The organism is Pseudomonas viridiflava, assembly GCF_900602065.1.
In the GTDB taxonomy this organism is placed as follows: domain Bacteria; phylum Pseudomonadota; class Gammaproteobacteria; order Pseudomonadales; family Pseudomonadaceae; genus Aquipseudomonas.
On record NZ_UWFN01000139.1, the window covers coordinates 1 to 349 of the forward strand.

Here is a 349-nt window from a genome sequence, read left to right on the forward strand (position 1 = left end):
CACCTGGACCTACGTCTACGACGCGGCCGGCCACGTGGTGCGCGAAACCGGCCCGCAAGTGTATGTCTACGCGACCGACTTCAGCGCCGCCGTCGACAGCTGGGGCGCCGGCGTGGCCCAGACGCTGGTGACGGTGATGCAGTACGACATGCTGGGCAATTTGATCAAACGCATCGAGGCCGACGGCACCAGCCAGGCCCGCGCAACCCAATACGGCTACGACCTGGCCGGCCGCCAGTCCAGCACCACCTTGCCATCGGTGAGGATCTACGACACCACCGATCCGATCTCGGGCCAGAGCGCCGCCGCGACCGAAAAGGATTCCGGCGAGCGGGTCAACACCGTCGCC

At 67.0% G+C, this 349-nt stretch carries 1 protein-coding gene; it reads left to right on the top strand.

The window, feature by feature from the left end; all coding sequences use genetic code 11:
- Positions 1-349 (top strand): RHS repeat protein (locus tag EE949_RS08340; RefSeq protein ID WP_164666718.1); only part of this gene is annotated, 349 nt, incomplete at both ends.